Source organism: Phytoactinopolyspora limicola (assembly GCF_011320225.1).
Taxonomy (GTDB): Bacteria; Actinomycetota; Actinomycetes; order Jiangellales; family Jiangellaceae; genus Phytoactinopolyspora; species Phytoactinopolyspora limicola.
Window position 1 is genome coordinate 308,245 of record NZ_JAAOEN010000002.1, and the last position, 16,868, is coordinate 325,112.

Annotated in this window: 13 protein-coding genes; 6 read left to right on the top strand and 7 right to left on the bottom strand. The window is 64.8% G+C overall.

Annotated elements, in window-relative coordinates; translation table 11 throughout:
• Positions 1-58: 58 nt before the first annotated feature.
• From typA to G8760_RS07080, 7 genes are all read right to left on the bottom strand, one after another.
• Positions 59-1,930 carry a translational GTPase TypA gene (gene typA, locus G8760_RS07050; RefSeq protein ID WP_207782175.1) on the bottom strand — a complete coding sequence of 624 codons (1,872 nt, stop codon included), beginning with the start codon at positions 1,928-1,930 and terminating at the stop codon, positions 59-61.
• A 204-nt stretch (positions 1,931-2,134) separates the two neighbouring features.
• The gene (locus G8760_RS07055) at positions 2,135-3,919 is read right to left on the bottom strand and encodes a BCCT family transporter (protein ID WP_207782101.1); all 1,785 of its coding nucleotides are present in this window, start codon (positions 3,917-3,919) and stop codon (positions 2,135-2,137) included.
• Between the two features lie 481 nt (positions 3,920-4,400).
• A complete protein-coding gene (locus tag G8760_RS07060; RefSeq protein WP_166348903.1) occupies positions 4,401-5,441 on the bottom strand; it encodes an ABC transporter ATP-binding protein in 1,041 nt (346 codons plus the stop codon).
• On the bottom strand, positions 5,438-6,613 hold the full coding sequence (locus tag G8760_RS07065; RefSeq protein ID WP_166348906.1) for an ABC transporter ATP-binding protein: 1,176 nt from the start codon (positions 6,611-6,613) through the stop codon (positions 5,438-5,440). Before G8760_RS07065 ends, G8760_RS07060 begins: the two co-directional genes overlap by 4 nt.
• Positions 6,613-7,542, bottom strand: coding sequence for an ABC transporter permease subunit (locus G8760_RS07070; protein ID WP_166349972.1), 930 nt, complete (start codon positions 7,540-7,542; stop codon positions 6,613-6,615). Before G8760_RS07070 ends, G8760_RS07065 begins: the two co-directional genes overlap by 1 nt.
• 103 nt (positions 7,543-7,645) lie before the next feature.
• The gene (locus G8760_RS07075) at positions 7,646-9,157 is read right to left on the bottom strand and encodes an ABC transporter permease subunit (protein ID WP_166348910.1); all 1,512 of its coding nucleotides are present in this window, start codon (positions 9,155-9,157) and stop codon (positions 7,646-7,648) included.
• Between the two features lie 196 nt (positions 9,158-9,353).
• The gene (locus G8760_RS07080) at positions 9,354-11,171 is read right to left on the bottom strand and encodes an ABC transporter substrate-binding protein (protein ID WP_166348913.1); all 1,818 of its coding nucleotides are present in this window, start codon (positions 11,169-11,171) and stop codon (positions 9,354-9,356) included.
• Between the two features lie 671 nt (positions 11,172-11,842).
• Between G8760_RS07080 and G8760_RS07085 the strand changes: the two genes are divergently transcribed.
• The 6 genes from G8760_RS07085 (at position 11,843) to G8760_RS07110 (ending at position 16,846) form a co-directional block, all read left to right on the top strand.
• A complete protein-coding gene (locus G8760_RS07085; RefSeq protein WP_207782104.1) occupies positions 11,843-12,139 on the top strand; it encodes a hypothetical protein in 297 nt (98 codons plus the stop codon).
• Positions 12,139-13,017: a hypothetical protein gene (locus G8760_RS07090; RefSeq protein ID WP_246222465.1), complete on the top strand. Its 879-nt coding sequence runs from the start codon at positions 12,139-12,141 to the stop codon at positions 13,015-13,017. The genes G8760_RS07085 and G8760_RS07090 overlap by 1 nt, the downstream gene beginning before the upstream one ends.
• A 127-nt stretch (positions 13,018-13,144) precedes the next feature.
• A complete protein-coding gene (locus G8760_RS07095; protein ID WP_166348916.1) occupies positions 13,145-14,950 on the top strand; it encodes a fumarate reductase/succinate dehydrogenase flavoprotein subunit in 1,806 nt (601 codons plus the stop codon).
• Positions 14,951-15,041: 91 nt separating this feature from the next.
• Positions 15,042-15,800, top strand: coding sequence for a succinate dehydrogenase/fumarate reductase iron-sulfur subunit (locus G8760_RS07100; RefSeq protein WP_166348919.1), 759 nt, complete (start codon positions 15,042-15,044; stop codon positions 15,798-15,800).
• Between the two features lie 49 nt (positions 15,801-15,849).
• Positions 15,850-16,158 carry a 4a-hydroxytetrahydrobiopterin dehydratase gene (locus G8760_RS07105; protein WP_166348922.1) on the top strand — a complete coding sequence of 103 codons (309 nt, stop codon included), beginning with the start codon at positions 15,850-15,852 and terminating at the stop codon, positions 16,156-16,158.
• Between the two features lie 49 nt (positions 16,159-16,207).
• Entirely contained in the window at positions 16,208-16,846 is a 639-nt protein-coding gene (locus G8760_RS07110) for a PadR family transcriptional regulator (RefSeq protein WP_166348925.1), read from the top strand.
• Positions 16,847-16,868: the final 22 nt, after the last annotated feature.

Consider the following 16,868-nt stretch of genomic DNA (forward strand, 5'->3'; position numbering starts at 1 on the left):
CTTTCTACCCGCACGTTACGGGACGGGCGAAGGCCGAGACGCATCGTTCGCGGAGCTGTCACCTACCCGACGCATGTTTGCGACGTGCCGCCGACCGCGCCCGCTCGGTAGCGTCGAGCGCCACCTTGCGCAGACGGACAGCGCTGGACGTCACTTCCACGCATTCGTCATCCCGACAGAATTCCAGAGCCTGTTCTAGAGAAAGTCGGCGGGGTGGTATCAAACGCTCGAGTTCCTCAGCGGTCGACGACCGGATATTCGTCAATTTCTTCTCTTTGGTGATATTGACGTCCATATCGTCCGGGCGGGAATTCTCCCCGACGATCATCCCCTCGTAGACCTCGGTTCCAGGCTCGACGAACAGCGTCCCACGCTCCTGAAGATTGAACATCGCATACGACGTCGCCGCGCCCGGCCGATCAGCGACCAACGACCCCGAACGCCGGGTACGCAACTCACCGAACCACGGCTCGTATCGGTCGAACACGTGATGTGCGATTCCAGTGCCGCGTGTCTCGGTCAGAAAGTCGGTACGGAAGCCGATCAGGCCGCGGGCCGGCACTAGGAACTCCATCCGGATCCAGCCGGAACCGTGGTTGGTCATTTGCTCCATACGCCCTCGGCGGACCGCCAGCAGCTGGGTCACCGCACCGAGGTACTCCTCGGGGCAGTCGATGGTCAGACGCTCGACCGGCTCGTGGATCGCGCCGTCGACCTCCCGGGTCACCACCTGGGGTTTGCCGACCGTCAACTCGTACCCCTCACGGCGCATGGTCTCCACGAGGACGGCCAACGCCAGTTCGCCTCGCCCCTGGACTTCCCACGTGTCGGGCCGGTCCGTGGGCAGCACACGCAGCGAAACGTTGCCAATCAGCTCCGCCTCCAGCCGCTCTTTGACCAGCCGGGCGGTGACCTTGGCGGATCGGTCGCGTCCCACCAATGGTGAGGTGTTGGCACCGATGGTCATCGAGAGCGCAGGCTCGTCGACGGTGATCAGCGGCAACGGGCGCGGATCGTCCGGATCGGCCAGCGTCTCGCCGATGGTGATGTCCGGGATACCCGCCACCGCGATGATGTCTCCCGGACCGGCCTCGGCGGCGGGCACTCGACCCAACGCCTCTGTGACCAGCAGTTCGGTGATCTTCACCCGCTCCACCGTGCCGTCCTTGCGGCACCAGGCAACCTGAGTGCCCTTGGTGATCTTTCCTTCCCGGACCCGGCACAGTGCGAGCCGGCCGAGGAAAGGTGAGGCGTCCAGATTGGTGACGTGTGCCTGCAACGGCGCACCATCGGTATAGGTGGGCGGCGGGATGGTGTCGAGGATCACCCGGACCAGCGGCTGCAGATCGGGAGACTCAGGCGGCGCACCATCGGCCGGGCGGTCAAGGGAGGCCTGTCCGTCGCGGGCGCATGCATAAACGACCGGAAAGTCGAGTGCGGTGTCCAGTGCGTCGCCCGCGACATCCTCGGCGAGGTCGAGCACGAGGTCGTACGTCTCGTCGACCACCTCCGCGATACGCGCGTCGGGCCGATCCGTCTTGTTCACGACGAGGACGATCGGCAGGCCAGCCGCTAATGCCTTCCGCAGCACGAACCGGGTCTGGGGCAGCGGCCCCTCACTCGCGTCGACCAGCAACACGACGCCGTCAACCATCGACAGGCCACGCTCGACCTCTCCACCGAAGTCCGCGTGGCCCGGGGTGTCGATGATGTTGATGGTGGTCTCGCCCCACCGCACCGCCGTGTTCTTGGCGAGGATGGTGATGCCCTTCTCGCGCTCGAGATCACCGGAGTCGAGGACCCGTTCGGCTACGTCCTGGTTGGCGCGGAATGCGCCTGACTGCCAGAGCATGGCATCCACCAACGTGGTCTTGCCATGGTCGACATGGGCCACGATGGCGACGTTGCGGAGGTCGTCACGGCTGCGCACAGGCATGCGGGAGGGCTCGTTTCCATTTTGGGGATCGCAGACGCCCTATGGTACGCACACTCCGCGCGTCAGCCAGCGCAGTGTCCCGGCCAGGAGCGACAAGCCGCCGGCCTGGTCACTAGAGACCAAGCCGGCGGCTGCCAACTGACAACGTCCGGCGAGCCGGACGACTCGATACTCGCGTGGACGCGAGGGGGCGTCCTCCTACTCGCGCGAACCCTTCGTCGGGCGACCACCGTGGTCTTTGGCCCCGGGTTCACCGTTGCCAGCGACCCCGATCTCCTCGAGGGCGCTGTCGATTCGCTCGTCGACCTGCTCGCCGAAGTGGTCGTCGAAGTTCTCCGTGAGATCGTCGGTGACGTGCTCACTGACCTGTCGTTGTAGCTCCTCACGGCGGGAACGACGCTCTGCGGCCTGCAGGACGCGGTACTCGGCCTTGAGCGATCGGTAGGTGGCCACGCACATCGCCAACATCACGATGCTGAACGGAAGCGCCATGATGATCGCACCGGTCTGCAACGCACCCAGCCCGCCGGCCAGCAGCAGCCCGGCCGCAACCGCGCCTTCGAGGACGCAGAACAGCACTCGGCTCCATATCGGCGGTTCGGGGTTACCACCCGAGGCCAACATGTCGACCACAAGCGATCCCGAGTCGGACGACGTGATGAAGAAGATCGCCACCAGCACGACGACGGTGACCGTCAAAATGCCACTGAGCGGCAGATCATCCAGGAAATTGAAGAGCACGTTCTCCGAGACAACCCGGGAGAACGGACTCTCCTCGTCCCGGTCGACCAATCCACCGTCACCATAGAGCTGCCGGTGCAGCGCCCCGCCACCGAGCACGGCGAACCAAAGGAAAGTGACCGAGGTCGGGACGATCAGGACGCCGGCGACGAACTCGCGGATGGTGCGGCCCTTGGAGATCCGCGCGATGAACACGCCGACGAAGGGCGCCCAGGAGATCCACCAGCCCCAGTAGAACGTCGTCCAGGCGCCCTGCCAGGACTGTCCGGCATCCTCGGTGTAGGCACTGGTATCGAACGTGGCCGGAAGGACCTCCTGCAGATAGGTACCGAAAGACTGCACGAAGTCACGGAGGAAGAACAGGGACGGGCCGATGATGAGCAGGACGACAAGGAAGATGGCCGCGAGCCCGAGATTGAAGTTGGACAACCACTTGATGCCCTTGCCGATGCCGGACACCACGGACACCGTCGCGATGGCCGTAATGATGATGATCAAAATGACCATCACGGTGTTCGTGGCCTCGTCGACCACGCCCATCGAGACCAGCCCGGCTCCGATCTGGCTCACACCGAGACCGAGGGAGGTAGCGACGCCGAACACCGTACCGATCACGGCGACGGTGTCGATCAGATCACCCAGCCAGCCCTTGACTCGCTCGGCCCCCAGTAGCGGCTCCAACGCCCACCGGATCGACACCGGACGTCCCTTGCGGTGGATCGCGTATGCCAGCGCCAGACCCACGACCACGTAGATGGCCCACGCATGGAAACCCCAGTGCAAGAAGGTGGTCGCCATCGCCTGGCCAGCCAACTCGGCGCCGTCGGCACCAATGCCCTCAAGGCCGTGACCATCAGGGCCGATAGCACCGCCGCCGTCGGTCCCGGGCTTCGGCGTGTCGTAGTGCATCAGAGGCTCGGCCGCCCCCCAGAACACCAGCCCGATCCCCATGCCCGCGGCGAACAGCATCGCGAACCAGGCCATGAGGCTGAAGTCCGGAGGATCGTCATCCTTGCCCAGCTTGATGTCGCCGAACCGGCTCAAGCCCATCCACAACGCGAACACCACGAAGACCGCGACGATGAGCACGTAGTACCAGCCGAACCCACCAACGATGTTCTCCTGGATGTTGCTCAAGGCACGCCCAGCGTCGTCGGGCCAGACCATCGTCACCACCACGGCGAGCCCGATGACCGTGATGGCCGGATAGAACACCCACGGGGTCACGCCACCGGCGGCCATCCGCGGCTGATATCTCGATAGGTTTGACGATCGGCTCGGTTTCGTCACATCTGGCGGGGAACTCATGATCGCCCTTCCGTGGTCGACAACTCCGACGCACGAGGCGGCACGCCCACCGTAACTGGCGATGCACACGAACCAGGTGAAAGCCGGCCGGACCTCAGTGCCGTACTACCGTTGCGGGATAAACGCGTGCCGTCAAGCGCAACATGCCATCTTCACTGCCCAAGATGCTCGTGACTGGAGCTTTGACCTGCACGGACTGGATCGGCGACCTCGACGGTGCCGAATCGTGACGCCAGCGAGGCGCGTTTGTCACCTAGGCGACAGGCCTGTGGCGGTCACGGGGCAGCGCCCGCTCACGACGTCAGTGTGAGCTTGCTGGCTCAGAATTGCGGATAGGCCGCCTCAGACGCCGTCTATCCGCAATTCTGAGCCAGCAAGCTCAGAACCCGCGCGTTCTCATGCTCGCCGGCGGAGATCAGATGACCCGGGCGTTCGCCTCGGCGAAGTGACACGCCACCGGGTGGTTCTGCCCTCGGTCGATCAGCAGCGGCTCCTCCACCGCGCAGATGTCTTGTGCTTTCCAGCACCGCGTCCGGAACCGGCACCCGCTCGGCGGATCGAGTGGACTCGGCACGTCGCCGGCCAACAGGATGCGCTCCCGGGTACGTTCCTGTTGCGGATCCGCCGCCGGCGCCGCCGAGAGCAACGCCTGGGTGTACGGATGAGCGGGCTGGTCGTAAACCTCGTCCCGCGTGCCGGTCTCCACGATCTTGCCGAGGTACATCACCGCCACCCGGTCGGAAATGTGCCGCACCACGGATAGGTCGTGGGCGACGAACACGTAGGCCAGGTCGAGCTCTTCCTGCAACTCGTCGAGGAGGTTCACCACACCGGCCTGTACGGAGACGTCGAGCGCGGATACCGGCTCGTCGAGAATCATCGCCCGTGGCGACAGCACGAGCGCCCGCGCGATGCCGATCCGCTGCCGCTGGCCACCGGAGAACTCGTGTGGATACCGGTTGCCGTGCTCCGGGTTCAACCCGACCAGCTCGAGCATCTCGGCGACCCGGCTCTTGCCGCCGTCCCTGAACTTGCCATGAACCTTGAGCGGCTCGGCGATGATGTCGTTCACCGGCATCTTGGGGTTCAGCGAGGCGTACGGATCCTGGAAGACGATCTGCAGGTCACGCCGTACGGCCCGCATCTCGGTCGGGCCGAGCGTCGTCAGTTCCTTGCCGTCGAAGATCACCGAGCCGGACGTGGGTTTGTGCAGCTGCAAGATGGCGCGGCCCGTGGTGGATTTACCGCACCCGGATTCCCCCACCAAACCCAACGTCTCACCAGCGTCGACGTGGAGTGATACGCCGCTGACCGCCTGCACCTGGCCCACCACCCGGCGAAACAGCCCGCCACCACGGACCGGGAAGTTCATCACCAGGTCTTGGACGTCCAGCAGATGTTGCGCCTGCCGGGATGGTGCCTGGCCAGGGGTGGGGTCAACAACCGCCGTGCTCATCGGCGCACCTCGCTCTCGGCGCGGAAGAACTTCGTCGGATCCTCCGCCTCGGCCAGCCGGGTCCAGTGATGGCACGCGGCCCAGTGTTCTAGGCCATCCGTGCTGGCCAGCTCAGGTTCTTCGTCGTCACAGATGTCAGTGACCAGGGGACACCGCGGCGCGAAGGGGCAACCGGGCGGAAGAGTGATCAACGACGGCGGGGTGCCCTTGATCGGCCGCAGCTTCTCCCCACTCGCCGTGTCCAAGGCGGGGATGGAGCCGAGGAGGCCGGCGGTATATGGCATCCGCGGCCGGTAGAACACCTCGTCGGTTTCGCCGAGTTCAACCGGCCGGCCGGCATACATCACCAGTACCCGGTGTACCGTGCCGGCGACCACGCCGAGGTCATGGGTGATCAGGATGATCGCGGAGTTCACCTGATCTTTCACGTCCAGGAGGGTCTCCAGGATCTGGGCCTGGACGGTGACGTCGAGTGCGGTCGTGGGCTCGTCGGCGATGATCACGTCGGGGTTGTTGATGACCGCCATCGCGATCATGGCCCGCTGTCGCATCCCACCGGAGAACTCGTGCGGGTAGGCACGCAACCGCTGCTTCGGCTGGGGGATACCCACGAGCGCCAGCATCTCCTCGGCCCGCGCCAGCGCCTGCTTACGCGACACCGTCTCGTGTGACAGCACCGCCTCGGCCAACTGGTCACCGATCGTGTATACGGGGTTCAGCGCGGTCATCGGATCTTGGAAGATCATGCCGATCCGGCGGCCACGCAACGATCGTTGTGCCTTCTTGGACATCTTCAGAATGTCCTCACCGCGGTAGCGGATGGTGCCGCTGATCCTCGCGTTCTTCGGCAGCAGGCCCATGATCGCCATCGAGGAGACCGACTTGCCCGAACCCGACTCACCGACGATGCCGAGCACCTCTCGCTCGTGCACCGTGTACGACACTCCACGGACCGCTTTGACCAATCCGTCGTCGGTGGGGAAACCGACCGTCAGGTTCTCGACCTTGAGGACCTCTTCGCGGCTCGGCGGCTTGGCGGCGGCAATACCACTGGCCACTCGCGCTCCCCCGGTGGCGGCGGCCACGTCGGGGGTGGCTGCCAGCGCGGCTTCGGACGGACCTGGTTGGATACCCGGCTGCGGCTGGGCGGATGGGTTGGAAGGAATGGTCATCAGTCACGCACCCGGGTCTGTCGAGGATCGAAGGCATCACGCAGGCCATCGCCGATGAAGTTCACCGACAACGCGATGGCGACGATGAACACACCTGGCCACCAGAACAGCCACGGCCGGGTCTGCATCGCCGTTTCGTATCGGCTGATCAGGGAACCCAACGAGACGTCCGGAGCCCGTACACCGAGGTCGAGGTAGGACAGCGCGGTCTCCAGCAGGATCCCGGCCGCGATCGCCAACGTCGCACTCACGATGATCACACCCACCGTGTTCGGCATGATGTGTTTGAAGATGATGCGGGTCGACCTGGTGCCAGCTGCCCGGGCCGCCTCCACGAACTCCTTTTCTCGCAGCGACAGGAACTCGCCACGGACCAGTCTGGCCAGGCCGGTCCACGTCACCGCTCCGATCGCGACACCGAGAGCGACGATGCCGGCCCGGCCCGCGGCGGCGGCCAGGATCGCGGCGAAGACCAACACCGGGATGGCGATCATCACGTCGGTGAATCGCATCAGCACCGCCTCGGTCCGGCCGCGGAAGTACCCGGAGGTAGCTCCGACGGTCGCACCGATGACGGTCGAGACGAAACCGATCAGGAAAGCCACGGTCAGCGACTGTTGGGTTCCGCGCATAACCAGGGCGAAGTAGTCGATGCCGACGTTGTCCTGGCCGAACGGGTGCTCGCCGAGGCGGATGCCGTCGCCGCCGAGGAATCCAGGCACCAGGCTCAGCGTGGGGCGGCCACCATCCAACACCGACGCGGTGGACATGTAGGTCTTGTCCCACCAGCCGGGGATGGGGCCGACACCGATCGACGAGTACGCCAGCACGATGACGAACAGCAAGGTGACCAGCCCAGCCATGGCTGCTCGGTGCCGGAAGAACCGCCTTCGGATGATCTCGGCCTGAGTACGGGCGACGACGGTCATCCCTTCGGCCGCGTCGGCGGACTGCCGACCAGACGTCGCCGATCGATCGGTCTGCGCGCTCACAGCTGCTCCCCTCTCACATCAGAGCTCGACATCGCCACCATCACCCGACCCGGATCCGCGGGTCGAGGTAGGCGTAGGCGATGTCGGCCAGCATGTTGAAGACCACGATCGATCCGCCGGCGACGAGGAAGAACGCCATCACCGGAGGTGGATCGACCTCCTGTAGCCCCTTGATGAACATGTGGCCCATGCCCTGCCAGCCAAAGACCCGCTCGGTGATGACCGCGCCACCGATCACCGCACCGAAGTCGAACGCCATCAAGGTGGTGATCGGGATGAGCGCGTTGCGGAACGCGTGTTTGGTGACCACGGTGCGCTCGGTTAGCCCCTTGGACCGCGCCGTACGCACGTAGTCCTGGTTCATCACTTCGAGCATGCTGGCTCTGCTGTATCGGGTGTAGACCGCGAACGAGATGAGCAGCAGCGCCGTGGTCGGAAGGATCAAGTGACCGATCGAGTCCAGACCCGACTCCCAGAAGTCACCCTGGAAGTTCGGTGTCCCGGCTCCGATGGTGGAGATGGGCCGGCCACGGACCCGGCTCAGGTAGGTCGAGTACGCCTGGAGCAGGTAGTCGATGAAGATGACGCCGCCGGTGAAGAAGGCGGAAAGCGCCGCCGCTGGCATGGCCTGTCGGCGGTGGATGCCCCCGACGTAACGACCGACGACGAGTCCCACTCCGACGGCGATGACGGCGAGAAGCAGGATCATCAGCCAGTTCGGGTCTTCGAGAACCGGCTCGGAGAACAGGTAGAACACGATGCCGATGCCGGCCGTAACCAAAGCCGCCGTCAGCGGCTGCCGGTAGCGGAAGCCCGCGAGCAGGAACGTCGCCCCCACCGCACCGCCGAGCGAGAGGATCACCACGGCGATGAGCCCCAAGCCGGGATCGGTGAACCAGCCGCTGGCCGACAACGCCCACAATCCGAGCGCCGTCACCACAGCGGCGACCCCGAACGAGGTAAGCCGGCGCTGCCGGTCTCCTCCGACGATGGCCATCCAGGCCAGGCCGCTGACCAGACCTAGCACCACGATCACCGGGACTGCGATCTCGGGATCTCGCAGCCAGTTGTTGAAGTCGATCGCGGCGTACTGCTTGAGCATCACCGCGACCCAGAACACGGGGAGCGAGAAGAACAGGAAAGCCGCGAAAGTGAGCGAGTAGTCGAAACCGCTGTATTGCCGCAATGCGGAGACGATGCCGATCGTGACGCCAAGAACGATGGCGAGCACGGTGGCGGCCACCACCAGCTGCATGGTCGCGGATACGGCGGGCCCCAGGATCCCGCTGACCGACTGGCCGAACTTGTTCTCCCCGAGGTCACCGGTGAGCAGAGCGCCGAGCCACGCCAGGTAGCGGACGAAGATGGGGTCGCCGAGCCGCATCCGCCGGCTTCGGGCATCGATCTGCTGCTGGGCATCTCCTTCGTCTTGAATACCGCGCAGGTCGGACATGGGGTCTCCAGCGATCGAAGTACCCCAGAACACGATGAATGACGCTGCAAGCAGAGTGAAGACGGAGATGACCAGTCTCCGAACCATGAAGGCGGCCACGCCTCACCTCCGAGTTCGTCGGAACGGATTCAACCAACAAGTGGGACAACCGGGACATCTCGCCTGGTTGGTGCCAGGGAACGGGGCCAGGAGCCTCGGGCTCCTGGCCCCGTTCCCCGTCACGCATCTCGGCCGTCGGCCGGCGGTTCACTGAACCCGCCGGCCGCATGCCACCGATCAGCAATGCTCGATGGAGCTACAGCGCACGCTCCCACTCGTGCTTGGTGGCGGTGACACCGTGCTGAGTCGGGTTGGGCGTCACACCTTCGACGTCGTCAGCCCAGGCCAGCAGGTATTCGTGGTTGAAGAGCGGAATGGTCGGTAGGTCCTCCCACAGCTGCGCCTCGATCTGCTTGACCAGCTCACGCTGGGCGTCGATGTCGACCTCCTGGAGCAGCTCGCGGTAGAGGCTGTCCACCGTCTCGTTCGAGTAGCAGACGTTGTTGTTGCCCGTACCTTCCGCCGTGCACGCCTGCGGCGTCATGAACGTGGAGGCGGTGCCGGCGACGTAGCCGGAGCCGATCCAGGCGAACATCGCGATGTCGAAGTTGCCATCCGGGATCTCCACCCCGAACGGGTCGGAGGAGCCGGCGTCGACGACGTCCCAGCCGGCCTCGTTGCAGGCGTCGCGGATCAGCGCCACCTGGTCCTGCCGGCGGACGTTGGCCTCGGTGTAGACGATGCGCACCTCGGTGCCGACCATGTCCTTGTCCTCGAGAATCGCCCGGGCGCCGTCGATGTCCTGCTCGGCGTAGGCGTCCGCACCGCTACCTTCGATCTGGTAGTCGTAGTCCGGCTGGAAGGCGTAGGTCAGGCGGGCGTTGAGCACCTGGGCGTCCGGGTTGACCGGGTGGATCAGGTTCTCGACGATCAGCTCCCTGGGCAGGCACTTGGCGAACGCTTCACGCAGGTCGCGGTCCTCGAAATAGTGCCCAGGACGCATGTTGAAGTCGACGTGCTCGTAGGTGAAGGAGTCGGCGATGTGCACGTTGACACCCTGCAGCCCTTGCAGCTGGTTGACCAGGTCCGGACTGGGCTGCGGGTCGATGATGTCGACGTCCAGGTTGTCCAAGGCCTGCGTCTGCTGGTCCTGATCCAGGAAACGGAAGACGATGGTCTTCGCCGCAGGCGGTGTACCCCAGTAGTTCTCGTTCCACTCGGCGGTGATCGACTGACCGGCCTGCCAATCGGTGAGCTTGTACCGTCCCGACGAGGGAATCAGCTCTTCGGGCAGCAGCTCACCGGGGGCCATGACCCAGCCGGTGTTGTAGAACTCGGCTGCCGGGAGGAGGGCATCGACGTCTTCATCCCGGATCGCCTGCAGCAACTCCTCGTTGCTCATGCCAGCCTCACGGGCCACCACGTGCGCCGGCATGTCGACGGCAGCATAGAGGACCCAGTTGGCGTTGGGCGTTTCATACTCCGCGGTGAACGTCTTGTCACCCAGTTCGCAGTCCGGTTTCACCCAGTCCTCGTACCCGGTGACACCCGAGGTGGAGAACAGCGGCAGCGGATCGCCTTCGTCGTTGGTATCGGTCGGATGCTGGAAGTAGCCGGACCGGGCCGCCCAACCGAAGATCCAGTCCAGACATTCGATCGGTTCGCCGTCGGACCACACCGACTCGGGGTGCAGATTGAACTCGACCATCAGCGGGTCTTCGGACACCACGTCGTACGTGCCGAACTCCTCGTCCGGGTGGGCCAGGCCGTCCGGGCCGTATCTCCAGAAGCTCCCTTTCACCTGGTTGACGACGTGCTGGTTGGCCAGCAGGTTGCCCTCTGACGTGTTGTTCGCGTAGTTGGTGAACTCCTGCTCGGATGCGTAGGTCACCACAACGTCACTGGGTTCGTCACCGGGGTCGGCATCTGGGTCGGGGTCTTCCGCCGCGCCGTTGTCGTCCGGAGCACCGTTGTCGTCTGTTGTGCCGTCGTCGTCGCCACCACAGGCGGCGAGCACGAGAGCGCTGGCCGCGGTAACGGCCATGAACGCCACACCTCTGCGCTTGATAGTCAAGATGGGACTCCTCCGTACGTTTTGGACCCACACAGGTCCCAAAAAAAGAGTTGACTTAGCCCAACATCCGTGATGGTCAAGGCACAAGAGACGGCAACAGAAGTTACTGACCTGCAACCCAAGTGTCTCCATTTCGCTCAAAATATAACGCTTGGAGCACGGTGTACACGTAAATCCTGCTGCAACCTCAGGGAGATACAGCAGAGCTATCTGAGGGCCCTCATAAACTGATGTTATGACCTGACGACATCGTCAATCCGCGTGATAGTGCTCAGAATTCGGTCATTCGACGTCTACATAGTGAGATCTACGACGTGACCCTCTGTCGGCCGGCGGTGTGAACGCGCTGTCATGCAAACGCCCATCGCCGCACGGCGAGCCGACACGTCGGCGCCGGCCACGTTCGCCCGTCGGAACCGCAGGCTCATCCGTCGCCGCGGACCCGGATACCTACCCTCCCGCCAGCAAGGTCTTCTCAAACCGAACCTGCTTGACGGGAACGTCGATCAAACTAGCTCATGATGCCACACATCGAGCGGCCCGCCCACCGGCGACGACGGCGGTGTGGCATGTCCCACGAATCGCGGCCAAATGCCTGTACCCTCTGGATTTCCGCGGCCGCTCCGTGCGAAGCTGCGGGCCAGCGACCGTCGACGTTCGCGGGAGGCTGCATGAACGCCATGAGCGCAGCTCAGAGCAGGCAGGCAGTGGCGGCTGCCCTGACTACGTTGGAGTCGGCCGTGGCCGGCCTTCGTCGTACCCACGGGGACACCCTCGGGGTCCGACGACTGACCAGCGACGTCGCCCGGTTGCGTGATGACCTCGACGAGCTCGGCGATCCTTCGCCGGGCCGTACGATTCCCCCTGACGGCCCCCTCGAGACCGTCCCCGACACCCCATACGATCCCGATATGTGGGTAGGGGCCGAGGACGAAGGTCTCGGCGCACCAGATCGGCACGCACCCTGATGACTACCCCTGGTCCCGAACAACCCGATCCCGAACGCCAGTCCGGCGGCACCGGAACGGCTACTGCAGCGGCACCCAGCGGTCCACTCGCGGGTGGCGTTCACGAGCCCACCCGGGCCGACATCGGCGAGAAAACCCTGCGGAAGGACCGCTACTGGGTGACGCCGGCGATCACCGTCATCGTTCTCGTCGCCTGGCTCACCTATGGCGTGGTCCGAGTGTTCATGCAGGACTACTACTACGTCGACGAGCACCACTACCTCACGCCGTTCTACTCGCCGTGCACCTCCACCGGCTGCGTCGAGGAGGCGGCGCACTTCGGCCGCTTCACCCCCAACCACGCGCTCATCCCGTTCGCCGTGCTCAGCCTGCCGCTCCTGCTCGTGTTCAGGCTGACCTGCTACTACTACCGCAAGGCGTACTACCGCAGCTTCTGGCTGTCACCGCCGGCGTGTGCGGTACCGGACGGACACAAGCGCTACACGGGCGAGACCCGCTTCCCGCTCATCCTGCAGAACCTGCACCGGTACACCTTCTACCTCGCCGCGGCTATCGTCTTGATCAACACGTGGGACATGATCCTCGCCTTCGGTGGCGACGAAGGATTCGGCATCGGACTCGGCAACCTGATCCTGATCTTCAACGTGGTGATGTTGTGGCTCTACACGTTGTCCTGCCACTCATGCCGACATGTCACCGGCGGAAGGCTGAGACACTTCTCCCGACATCCGCTGCGCTACCGATGGTGGACCTTCGTCTCGAAGCTCAATACGCGACACATGCTGTACGCGTGGATGTCCTTGGGCACCCTCGCCCTGGTCGACTTCTACATCATGGGCGTCGCGGCGGGGTGGTTCGACGACCTGAGGTTCCTCTAGTGGCGTGCATCAGACATCTGCCCGAGCCACCCGCCGGCAGGTTCCAGCCGAGCGTCATTCCCTGCCGATCAAGCGCTAACACCTATACCCCGACCACCTCACCCACAGCAGAAGGAGCCGACCGGCCATGACCGACCCCAGCACCATCGAACGCCACAGCTACGACGTCCTCGTCGTAGGCGCTGGCGGTGCGGGGCTACGCGCCGCGATCGCCGCACACGACGCTGGCGCCAAGGTCGCCATCATCTGCAAGTCGCTACTCGGCAAAGCACACACCGTGATGGCCGAGGGCGGCGCCGCCGCCGCGATGGGCAACGTGTACTCCGAAGACAACTGGCGGGTGCATTTCCGCGACACCATGCGTGGCGGCAAGATGCTGAACCACTGGCGGATGGCACAGCTACACGCCCAAGAGGCACCCGACCGGATCCACGAGCTGGAAGACTGGGGCGCGTTGTTCGATCGCACCCCTGATGGCCTGATCTCCCAGCGCGACTTCGGTGGGCATCGTTACGCACGGCTGGCCCACGTCGGCGACCGCACCGGTTTAGAACTCATCCGAACCTTGCAGCAGCGGGCCGTGGCACTCGGCATCGACGTGTACATGGAGTGCACCGTCACGAAACTGTTCCAGGAAGGCGGCCGGATCACCGGCGCATTCGGCTACTGGCGGGAGAGCGGACGGTTCATCGTCTTCGAGGCACCCACGGTTGTGCTCGCCACCGGCGGTATCGGCAAGTCCTACAAGGTCACGTCCAACTCCTGGGAGTACACCGGCGACGGCCACGCGTTGGCCCTCGAAGCCGGTGCGTCGCTGGTCAACATGGAGTTCGTCCAGTTCCACCCCACCGGCATGGTGTGGCCACCGTCGGTGAAAGGCATCCTGGTCACCGAATCCGTCCGTGGAGACGGCGGCGTGCTGCGCAACAGCGAGGGACGCCGGTTCATGTTCGACTACATACCCGAGTTCTTCAAATCCGAGACCGCCGACAACGAAGCCGAAGCCGACCGCTGGTACGACGACAAGACCAACAATCGCCGTCCTCCTGAGCTGCTGCCCCGGGACGAGGTCGCGCGCGCCATCAACGCCGAGGTTAAGGCGGGGCGCGGTTCACCGCACGGTGGCGTGTTCCTCGACATCGCCTCGCGCCGGTCGGCGGAGTACATCCAGCGCCGGCTACCGTCGATGTACCACCAGTTCAAGGAACTGGCCGACGTCGACATCACCGCGGAGCCGATGGAGGTCGGCCCCACCTGCCACTACGTGATGGGCGGTGTCGCCGTCGATCCCGACACCGAAGAGTCCACCGTCACTGGGCTCTACGCTGCGGGCGAGGTCGCCGGCGGCATGCACGGCGCTAACCGGCTGGGCGGAAATTCCCTCTCCGACCTGCTGGTCTTCGGTCGCCGGGCAGGCATCGCCGCCGCGGCCGCGGCCACCGCCGCCCCGAGTGAACGGGTGTCGATCTCCGACGACGACGTCACCGCCGCGGCCGACGCCGCCCTCGCCCCGTTCGAACGGCAGGGCGGCGAAAACCCCTACAGCGTCCAGCAAGACTTGCAGGACATCATGCACCGCCTGGTCGGTATCATCCGCCGCGCCGACGAGATGCAACAGGCGCTGAGTGAGCTGGAGCAGCTCAAGGAGCGCAGCGCCCAGCTCAGCGTCGAAGGACACCGGCAGTACAACCCCGGCTGGCATCTGGCTTTGGACCTGCACAACATGCTGCGGGTATCGGAGTGCATCGCCAAGGCGGCGTTGGAGCGAACGGAAAGCCGAGGCGGGCACACTCGTGACGACTACCCCGCCACGGAAGACGATTGGGGCACGGTGAACCTGCATTGTGTCCTCGACGACGACGCGGTCTCCGTGCGCCGCGAGACACTGCCGGAGATGCCCGACGAGTTGCGCGAGCTGTTCGAGGAGAAGTGAGATCCGTTGTGCCCCGCCCACGGTCGACTTCACCGCTCGCGGCGCAGGGCACGGCGGATCGTCCCCGCACGATCCGAGGAGAAGTAGGCATATGGGTTACGACCTGAATATGAAGGTCTGGCGCGGCGACGAGTCCGGTGGTGAACTCACCGACTACGTCGTGCCGGTAGAAGAGGGCGAGGTCGTACTCGACGCGCTGCATCGGCTCCAGGCCACGCAGGCCGGCGACCTCGCCGTGCGCTGGAACTGCAAGGCCGGCAAGTGCGGCTCCTGTAGCGCCGAGATCAACGGCAAGCCACGGCTCACCTGCATGACACGACTGTCCGTCTTCGAGCCGGGCGAGACGGTCACGGTCACGCCGCTGCGGACCTTCCCGGTCATCCGGGACCTCGTCACCGACGTCTCGTACAACTACGAGAAGGCGAAGAAGGTCCCGCCGCTGTCACCTGAGCCACGCCAGGCCGATGGCACCTACCGGATGCAACAAGAAGACGTGGAACGCGGGCAGGAGTTCCGCAAGTGCATCGAGTGCTTCCTGTGCCAATCGGTGTGCCACGTCATTCGCGACCATGAAGACAACAAAGAGGCGTTCTCCGGGCCGCGGCTGTTCTTGCGCTACGCAGAACTCGAGATGCATCCGTTGGAGACCAAGGACCACCGTGAAGCGGCCAAGGCGGAGGCCGGTGTGGGCTTGTGCAACATCACCAAGTGCTGCACCGAGGTCTGCCCGGAGAGCATCAAGATCACCGACAACGCGATCATCCCGGTCAAGGAGCGGGTGGTCGACCGATCGTACGACCCGCTGGTATGGCTGGGCTCGAAGATCTTCCGCCGGTCCGCCGACGACTAAACGATCCAGGCAACGGGTCACAAGTGTCCAGCCGGAAGGGACCATCTCGATGACCGTGTTCGACGACGACGCTCTGCACGCCATGCTCGCCGGCATCCCCCAGTGGTCCGGCGATACCCGGGCGATCCACCGCACTGTCCAGGCACCCGACTTCCGCACGGCCATCGCCATCGTCAACGACGTGGCCGACGCGGCGGAAGAAGCCAACCACCACCCCGACATCGACATCAGGTACTCGACGCTGACGTTTAGCCTGTCGACACACTCGGCGGGCGGAGTCACCAGCGCCGACGTCGACCTCGCACGGACCATCGATGCCATCGTCAACGGCCGCGGCGTCGGCTCAGAGAACCAGTAAGGATCGCTCCGGTATGGGTGGCCACCTCTAAGCCTCTATCCTGGTGGGCATGGCACCCCCGCCCACCAGGCAACTCGTCCTCGCTATCGTGCGACTGCTTCAGCCGGTGCATGGGTACGACGTCCGTCGCGAGCTGATCTCGTGGCGGGCGGAAGACTGGGCTAACATCGCGCCAGGTTCCATCTATGGCGCGTTGAAAACGCTGGAGCACGACGGCTTGATCGCGGTCGTCGACACCGAGCGTCGGGGCACCCGCCCGGCTCGCACCACGTACCGGGTGACCGATGAGGGCGAGAAGGAATACCACTCCATGCTCCGGGAAGTGTGGTGGGACGCCAAGGCCCCGCCACACCCGCTGCTGCCGGCGGTTGTCCAACTGCCCTTCACCGACCGTGACGACGTTCTGGCCGCCCTCAAGGCCCGCGCCCACCGCCTGGAGAGCGATCTCACCCTCATCGAACGAGACATCGAACGTGTCGAGGCCGGTAGTGGAGATCCTCGGCACCACGTGCCACATCATGTCGCGGAGATGTCCCGCCTGCACCGTGGGCTGGCCGAGGCAGAATTGACCTGGACGCGCAGCTTGATGCAGCGCATCGAGTCTGGCGACGTCGACATCTGGAGCCAGTCGAATCCGGTCCAAGAGCAACTCCAGGCCCAAAAGCCCGACCAGCCTGACAGCACCTGATCTCCGTTTTGTCACCTGATCG